The organism is bacterium (assembly GCA_030247525.1).
In the GTDB taxonomy this organism is placed as follows: Bacteria; Electryoneota; JAOADG01; order JAOADG01; family JAOADG01; genus JAOTSC01.
The window spans coordinates 1-7,960 of record JAOTSC010000147.1 but is presented as its reverse complement, the minus strand read 5'-3'; the positions used below and the strand labels follow the sequence as shown (position 1 = coordinate 7,960).

Below are 7,960 nucleotides of genomic sequence, written 5' to 3'. Positions count from 1 at the left end.
CTTGAAGAGCGACCTTCAACCGTAAGATATCTATGTAATTTCCCCGCGTGGCGATGTATACCGGCTTCCGAAAGACGCCACCGCCATTGATTTCGCCTTCTTAATTCACAGTGATGTCGGTCTCCATGCGATTGCGGCGAAAGTTAACGGTCGCATCGCCCCACTGTCAGCAACTTTGCCATACGGTTGTACCATTGAGATTATTACTTCGGCGAAAGGGAAACCATCGGCGGAATGGCTTACGGCAGTTAAAACGCCGAAAGCCCGTACTCATATCAAACGCTATTTTCAGGAAGTCCGATTCGAGGAATGCCAAAAGTTGGGCGAAGAGATATTGCATCGTGAAACTCAACGCATCAATCTCAAACTGAAAAACGAGGAAATCCAGACCGTTGCCAATCAATTAGGTTTCGGCGATCTCGGAAGTTTCCATGCCGCTATCGGTTACGGTCAATTGAAGATGTCGCACGTGTTGCGCAAGTTAGTGCCACAACAACCCTCATCGGCGAATTGGCTCACCAAAATCATCCGCAAATCGAAACCGAAACAGAGCGATACTGGCGTTAAAGTGACTGGTCTCGACCATGTCATGATATCTCTCGGACGATGTTGTACACCGCTTCCCGGCGACCGCATCCGCGGTTACCTCACCAAGGGAAAAGGGATTGTTGTCCATCGGATGAATTGTAAGAATCTCGCAGAACTGAGTAAAGAACCTGACAAAATTGTAGATGTATCTTGGGATGTCGACCCCGAAGCGGTCTTTAACGCGCGCTTGCAAATTGTTGCCAACGACCGCAAAGGGATGCTGCACGATGTAACGACAAAAATTAGTTCCTTCGATGTGAATATTCTAAGTTTGCAGATGCAGGCAAACGACGGTACCGCCGTTGGTTCGTTAGTACTTTCGGTGAAAAGCCTATCTCAATTATCACAGATCATCTCCAAAGTAACTTCCGTCAAAGATGTTATCCGGGTACATCGGCTTGACGATACTGATGTCGAGAATGCCCAGTAACCTCCGTGTCATTGCCGTCGATCCCGGAAAGAAACGCACCGGCATCGCAATTGGCGAAACCCGCACCGGCATGGCGTCTCCGTTCAAAACCCTCACTGGTTCCTTTGAGCATGTTGTCGGGTTAATAGCCAATATCATTCGTAAAGAACGTATCGATATCGTATTACTCGGTAGACCGGAAATGCCGAATGGAATGGAACACGCTATCACGAGGCTTTCCGATAATTTCGCCGAAAAACTTCGAGCAACGGGAGCGATAGTGATCTCCTATGATGAGCATCTCTCCAGTTTTGCCGCCGAAGAGTATCTGAAAGAGCGCGGGATATCCTACTCGAAGGACAAGGGAATTGTTGACCGAACCGCTGCCGCATTACTATTGGAACAAGCGATTCGCGAAGGCATTTTTGTATCTCTTTTAGAACAACCATAAACTATGAGTAACTACTTCCACTGGATTCCAAAGCTGTTCAAATCGCAGTTCGCCACAACGTTACTTGCGGCTACTGCAAGCGCATTGCTTGCCGCAATCGCGTTACCACCCTATCAGTTCGGTTGGATCGCATTTCTTTCGTTCATCCCCTTGTATCTTCGCCTCCTCGGGAATCCCCGTGGATGGTGGTTCGCCGGTTGGTGGTACAACGTAGTATTCAATCTATTGGCAGTACATTGGGTATCGGCAAATAGCGGAACCTCCGAAGAACTCGCCTTCTTCTCCTACATTGCGATGGTACTATACCTTTCGTTCCGCAACAGCATCTTCTTCTGGTTGGCGGGATTCATTGCAAAGCGGCTATCTACAATCTGGGGTTTGCTTGTAGTCACTTTCGGCTACGCCGGATTCGAGTGGCTCGTTTCCCATGGCGAGTTAGGGTTCCCGTGGACGATCACAGCTTTGCCATTGGTATCGCTCGATGCTCCACTCCTCTTTGTCGCAGTCGGCGGGGTATGGTTGCTTGGTACTTATCTATTGTGTGTGAATGGCTTGATTGCCTACTCGATAGCAAAGAAAAATTGGCGGATTCTGCTTGTTGTCCCGGTTCTAATCATTGCACCTTACTTCATACATCGAACAACGCCCCCGCACAATATCCTGCTCCGGGTTGGCGTCATTCAGACCAGTATCGACCCTGAGAGTAAGTGGGCGAATGATCCCTTCTACACCGTTGATCGTGCGATTTCCCTCTCCCGAGAGTTGTTACCTCAGAAACCCGATTTCATCGTATGGCCGGAAACCGCCGTTCCATTTTATCTACATGCGCGAATCGGACACCGCGAGCGGTTGCAAAATCTGATCGATACGCTGGATATCCCGGTAATCGCTGGGGCACAGCACTATCTGCGCGATGGGGAGGAGATTCTTACATACAACGCGGTTTTCGTTTTGAAACCACGACGTATGGGCGGTATCGATTCTACCTTCTATGCAAAGCGGTGGCTGGTTCCCTTGGGAGAGCGGATTCCTTTCCAATGGCTTGTACCGAGTCTGCATAATGTGAATTTGGGACAAGCGGAATTCACCCCGGGACCCCGTGAACTTCCTCTGGAGATACCGACGCAATATGGCATAATCAAAGTGGGAACACCCGTTTGTTACGAATCGATCTTTCCCCAAATGGGTGCGATGTTTGCCGATGGCGGCGTCCAATTATTGGCGAATGTGACCAACGATGCCTGGTACGACCATACAAATGAAAAACCACAACACGCAAATCTTTTTCTGCCCCGGGCTGTCGAAGTGAGTGTCCCGTTGGTACGAAGTGCCAATACCGGAGTTAGTGGTTGGATCGATGCTGCTGGACGCTGGCAGGATCGAATGCCCGACATAGCACCGATGGCAAAGGTCTACACAATCCCAATCGCTCGGGAACCAGTGCGTCGAATTGGCAGTTATCCATGGTGGGGAGCAGTATCACTTTTCAGCTTCCTTGGTGTGCTTGTTTATGCGCTCCTCAACCGAAGAAAACTCGTTTCCCGGTAAATATTTGCAACTACTTAGCTAATTTGCCTTGTTGTTGTCCGATATTCGACTTTCAGAGGGTTAGGAAACCAACTATCTTGTCACATGGATAGGACAATCGCTGAATCTGCAGTAGATACGGTAAAGGTATTGGTCGACACGCTGGTAGCTCATGATTCGACAACTGTTACTGTTGCTTCACACCCTTGGACGGGTGTCCTGTTATCGTTAACCATAGGAGTTGTGCTTGGTCTGGTCTACTTTGTCAGGAAATAAATCCCTGCTACTACTCGTCGCACTTTTTGTTGCTATTCCGCTCTTTGTTGGCTGTGGCGGTAATAAATCTTTGCAAATCCCTTCGCCGGAACAACGATTTCAGGAAATCAAAAAGCTATTCGACCGCAAGAAATACGACCGGGTCATTGAAGAAGTCGAAGTTTATCTCATCGCCTTCTCTGGAACGGCAAAAGTCGACTCTGCGCAGTTACTGCTTGCCGAAGCCCATTTCAAGCAGGGCGAGTTTATCCTTGCCCAGTCCGAGTATGAACGATTAGCGGAGCAGTTTCCGGCTTCACCATTGGTCGAAGAAGCTCGTTATAAATCAGCGATTAGTTGGTGGGAACTCTCCCCCAAACGGCAACTTGAACAAAGCAACACAATCAAAGCCCTCGAAGAGTTCCAACAGATGTTGGAAGAATATCCCAGCAGCACCTTTGCAAAAGACTGTGAAGATCACATCAACCGTTGTCGTGAGAAGCTCGCATTGAAAGAACTTGATGCGGCGCAACTTTACTTGAAAATGCGCAAGTACGATTCAGCGATTATTTATTTCGATCGGATTCTCGAAACCTATTACCTCACTACAGCAGAACCATGGGCTTTGGTCGGAAAAGGGGACGCTTTAGCGAAGCTTACTGAAAAAGCTGCCGCCGAAGCTGCTTATAAACAATGTCTTAATAAATTTCCCGGCACCGAAGCAGCTATTACTGCCGGTAAAGCGATCCGCGAATTAGAGAAAAAATGAGAGTCGGACTGTTAGGTGGAACCTTTGATCCCCCTCACAATGCCCATCTCCAAGCGGCAGTGGTCGCTTTACAAACCATTCCGTTAGCAGAAGTCTGGTTCTTGATAACTGGCAATCCTCCCCACAAAAACATCGCTGTGCACACCCCCGCCACGTTTCGACAGGAGATGTTGGCAGCGGCACTTCAGAGTTATCCAAACTTCAAAATATGTACCATTGAACTCGAGACATCTGGTCCCCATTATACAGTCAATACATTGAAATCATTGCAGTTACGATTTCCAGAGAACGAATTTCATTTTCTCCTTGGTTCTGATTCGTATCAGCAATTTTCCACTTGGCGAGATCCCGAGCAAATTCTTACTCTAACAACACTTCACGTCTTCGAACGCCCCAATCATCCAATATTAACAAAAGAGAATGTATCAATTCTTCCGGTACAACCACTGAATATTTCATCGACTATGATTCGGGAACGGATAAAGATGGGATTACCGATTGACGGTTTAGTTCCCGATTCAGTGCTTACTCTCATTCGAGCTTGCAACTTTTATCGTACTTAACTACTCTCACCATTATAAGCAATATCGATCTTCGAATTGCGTTTCGGGCAAGCTACGCCTATATTTGTCTATCTTTACCACAACACCCCGGTAACCCCGGGTAGTGCGCGCAACCTGAATTCCACAGGAAACACGCTCGAGTAGGATTGAAAGGAATTCAACGAGAAAGGATCACGTTATGATGACTCGCTTTTGGTGGCTGGGACTTTTACTGGTGGCAGTAGTGGCATTTGCCTCGACTGAAACCGCCGTGATCCCGGCGCATGGAAACAATCTTAGAATGCCGGTCGGAACCGATTCTCCGCAACCCGACTCGGTGTACTATGATAATGGTTCGCCCGGGCTTTTGACGACAACTGCTAATTATTGGAGTGGTACCCGCTTTTCTGTAGCAACTTCGTTTATGCTCAAATCTGCCTATTTGGCGATGTTGAATGCTGGTTCCGGTGGTGGTACGAATACCACAGCACCTTGCTCGGTTTTTGTTTACACCGATACTTTAATCGGCACTGCCCATCGACCGAACCAAGCTGTTCCCGGTATGTGGTTCCGGATCGATCCCCCAGTACCCGATTTAGTATGGGTTGACACCGATTTTCCGGATTCCGTTCAGTTTGCTGCTGGCAGTAGTTTTTGGGTAATCTATGGACCCGCACCAGGTGGCGCTTATTCTGGTAGCGGCTGGTGGAATATCATGGATGGTAACGGCAATACCGATAACCGTTCTATAGTGAAAACCAGTGGACGAACCGATTGGTCGACAGGGATGTCGGCAGCCGGTGGTGATTTAATTCTTCGCGTTGGTGGCCGTTATGTTGGCGACTTAACAGACGCCCGTGTAGATAGTGTTTATGCATCTCGTGCGAATGGTGATCGTCGCTTCTTCCATCCTTATGGTGCATCGGTTGGCTTCTCGGCTACGATTCGCAATAATGGATTCGATCCAATTCAAAATTTCCCGGTACGTTTCACGTTAATTGATACCGTTTCCCGCGACACGTTATTCACGGAAACCGTATCCGTCACTACTTCATTAGTACGGGGTGCTTCCGCGACTGTATCAACAACCAATCGTTGGACGACCCCGAGTCGTGTTGTACATGCAGCATTGACTGTCCGTTCAATGTTGGCGTTAGATGACGATCCAGGCAATGACGCGATGATGCTGGAACAAAAAGTCAATAGCTTGAACACTTGGTACAAGTATGACGATGAAGACCCCAATTCGTCAGTTAACTTTAGCAGTGGCGAACGGATTGGTGTCATGTTGATTCCATCCCGTTATCCCGCCCGTTTGGATTCGATGAGCTTCATCATCGCTGGTACGACCGTTGCTCGCCTCGATACCGTAGAAGCCTATTTAATGCCTGATTTGGCAACATTCTCCGGAACGCCCGATTGGCAAGGAACTATCAATGTTATCGGATCGACTGCAACTCAATACAAAGCAAGTACTGGTGGCTTGAATATCTTCCAGGGTGGCGTGTTGTGTGTGCTGAAAACCGTAACGGGTCATACCGTCTATCGCGATGCAACGCCGCCGTTGGCTGGTGTTAATCTTAGCATGCCGGCAGTGACGTGGCAAACCGCGACCGCTGGTATGGAACCCGACGAATCCGGCGATTGGAATATCCGTGGTTACATCGCTCATACCACTGATTTACCACCGCATCCAATTCTTCGAACGGAACCGGTTGTTGGCGACACCCTGCAATTCGATACCACGGCCGTCAATACTCCGATAAACCGTACCTTCAAAGTATACAACGATGGCGGTGTAGCGTTAAACGTTTCCCGCATTTGGGTTACCACGGCCCAACGTCCGTACATCACTTTTGTCAACAATGATACCGCATTCAGCGTAGCGGCAATGGACAGTCATTTTGTCACAGTGCGTTGGAATCCGGCGAATCCGGGTACTTTGAATACCCTGATGCAAATGACCACGAATACAACACCGGCAACAGTGAACTATCGCGTTCGCGGTTTTGCTTCGGCAACAGCAGCTCCCGAGCCGACTATTGTTCCGTCAGAGTATTCGTTGGCACAGAACTTCCCGAATCCTTTTAATCCTTCGACTGAGATTTCCTTTGCGTTGCCGCGTGCCGCCAAAGTTAAGCTTACTGTGATGGATGTGATGGGTCGTGAAGTTGCTACCTTGGCGAACGGAAACTTCAGCGCCGGTTCTCATCGCGTTACCTTTGATGGTTCCAATCTTTCCAGTGGTGTCTATTTCTACCGGATCGAGGCTGGTTCCTTCCAGGCAATGCATAAGATGATGCTCATCAAGTAACAAATGGTTGTGCAGGTATTTTCCTGCTTTCTGTAAGAGTGCGCCGGATAGCAATATCCGGCGCTTCTTTTTATTTACCCTTTGTGTTATTACTTTGAAGTCTTGTAATCACAGGGTGTAACATGAAGAAAACCATTGCTATCGTATTTTACCTCGTTTTTATCATCACACTGAATGCAAATGCGAAAGAGTTCTCACTTACCAACGGTATGGCAGGTAACTATGCCTTTTCCCCAGGAACTGGCATGGTGGGAATTGTTGCAGTGGTTCATGTTGGTGTACGCAACGAAACGGCCGCTACTAATGGTATCTCACACTATCTCGAGCATTTACTCTTTAACGGAACCCGCACACTTAACCAAGAACAATTGTATGCAGCCTTTGATGAACTTGGCGTTTATGCGAATGCACAAACCGGAAAAGATTACACAGCATTCATGATCGTTGGACGCTCCAGTGACTTAGACACATTGTTTGGTTTGCTCCGCGAACAACTCTTTTTCTCAACACTCCCTTTTGACAAGTTCGAGAAAGAAAAAGGGATCGTAGAACAGGAGATGTTAAAAGACGAGCAGGACGAAGACTATCGTTTCAACACATTATTCGATCTCCATTCCAAGAGTGGAACCCCTTACCAGTACCCGACATTAGGCTCACGTGCCTCCATCGGGGCAATCACCCGCGATCAAGTAGCGCAATACTACCACACCTGGTTTCATCCCAACAATGTCACCTTGTTGGTCGCTGCCGATGCCTCGATTATTGAGGTCGTTTCTGCTGCGAAAAAGCAACTGGAAATCGTTGCCCCGGGAGATGTACCACTTGCTTCAAAGATAACTCGAGTTCCCTTGACTCGTGATCGAATAATCGAAACTGCGCCGGCAAAATCCGATGCGAATCGATTCAAAGCTGCTATCGCACTGCCAACACTCGATTCGGCAAAGCAGCAAGCCGCGCTATCGGCAGCAGTGGAATTGTTTGATCCGCAGGAATACCTTTCGGGAACCCCATTACGATCGCTATCGTTTGAGCTCTTTCGGGATCGCGATTTTTCCCAATTGGAAATTTCGGGCGACTATTCCGGAAATCTGGATGCTACGGCTCT

The 7,960-nt window shown here is 48.2% G+C and carries 7 protein-coding genes; all 7 read left to right on the top strand.

The genetic code is table 11. From position 1 onward, the window contains the following. Window positions 1-37: 37 nt before the first annotated feature. Entirely contained in the window at window positions 38-1,018 is a 981-nt protein-coding gene (locus OEM52_11930; protein ID MDK9700846.1) for a DUF5913 domain-containing protein, read from the top strand. Then, complete coding sequence (ruvX, locus tag OEM52_11925) at window positions 1,008-1,448, top strand: Holliday junction resolvase RuvX (protein ID MDK9700845.1); 441 nt, start codon at window positions 1,008-1,010, stop codon at window positions 1,446-1,448. The genes OEM52_11930 and ruvX overlap by 11 nt, the downstream gene beginning before the upstream one ends. A 3-nt stretch (window positions 1,449-1,451) precedes the next feature. After that, entirely contained in the window at window positions 1,452-2,996 is a 1,545-nt protein-coding gene (lnt, locus tag OEM52_11920) for an apolipoprotein N-acyltransferase (protein MDK9700844.1), read from the top strand. A 226-nt stretch (window positions 2,997-3,222) separates the two neighbouring features. Continuing rightward, window positions 3,223-3,999 carry an outer membrane protein assembly factor BamD gene (gene bamD / locus OEM52_11915; GenBank protein ID MDK9700843.1) on the top strand — a complete coding sequence of 259 codons (777 nt, stop codon included), beginning with the start codon at window positions 3,223-3,225 and terminating at the stop codon, window positions 3,997-3,999. Further along, the gene (nadD, locus tag OEM52_11910; GenBank protein MDK9700842.1) at window positions 3,996-4,562 is read left to right on the top strand and encodes a nicotinate-nucleotide adenylyltransferase; all 567 of its coding nucleotides are present in this window, start codon (window positions 3,996-3,998) and stop codon (window positions 4,560-4,562) included. Before bamD ends, nadD begins: the two co-directional genes overlap by 4 nt. 178 nt (window positions 4,563-4,740) lie before the next feature. Next, window positions 4,741-6,855: a T9SS type A sorting domain-containing protein gene (locus tag OEM52_11905; GenBank protein ID MDK9700841.1), complete on the top strand. Its 2,115-nt coding sequence runs from the start codon at window positions 4,741-4,743 to the stop codon at window positions 6,853-6,855. 122 nt (window positions 6,856-6,977) lie between these two features. Beyond that, window positions 6,978-7,960 (top strand): insulinase family protein (locus tag OEM52_11900; GenBank protein ID MDK9700840.1); only part of this gene is annotated, 983 nt, incomplete at its 3' end.

Excerpts from the sequence above, each read along its gene's own strand:
- ruvX (MDK9700845.1), top strand. The coding sequence starts at position 1,008 with ATGCCCAGTAACCTCCGTGTCATTGCCGTCGATCCCGGAAAGAAACGC.
- lnt (MDK9700844.1), top strand. The coding sequence starts at position 1,452 with ATGAGTAACTACTTCCACTGGATTCCAAAGCTGTTCAAATCGCAGTTC.
- nadD (MDK9700842.1), top strand. The coding sequence starts at position 3,996 with ATGAGAGTCGGACTGTTAGGTGGAACCTTTGATCCCCCTCACAATGCC.
- OEM52_11905 (MDK9700841.1), top strand. The coding sequence starts at position 4,741 with ATGATGACTCGCTTTTGGTGGCTGGGACTTTTACTGGTGGCAGTAGTG.